The sequence below is a fragment of the Actinomyces sp. HMSC075B09 genome, from assembly GCF_001812395.1.
Classification (GTDB): domain Bacteria; phylum Actinomycetota; class Actinomycetes; order Actinomycetales; family Actinomycetaceae; genus Gleimia; species Gleimia europaea.
This window is the reverse complement of the sequence record NZ_KV808734.1, coordinates 1-206: the sequence shown is the minus strand read 5'-3', so window position 1 is coordinate 206 and position 206 is coordinate 1. Positions and strand designations below refer to the sequence as shown.

At 52.4% G+C, this 206-nt stretch carries 1 pseudogene; it reads left to right on the top strand.

Annotation, left to right across the window (positions count from 1 at the left end):
• Positions 1–187, top strand: a pseudogene (locus HMPREF2854_RS04565) (glycerol-3-phosphate dehydrogenase); the annotation flags it as partial.
• Positions 188–206: the final 19 nt, after the last annotated feature.

Below are 206 nucleotides of genomic sequence, written 5' to 3'. Positions count from 1 at the left end.
AATAGCTGCGGATATTCTTGGCTGGGACGAGGCGGCCAAGGCGCATGAGATAGAAAACTACAAGGCCCGGTGTGATGCCGAAGAAAAGGCGGAGGGGATAGTTAGCGAAGACGAAGCTCAAAAGGTACGTGAGCAGGCGGTGCCTATAACCGAATTTGTTGATGTGGCTCCGCAAATTGACGGTTAAAGCCGTGGGGATTTTTGCC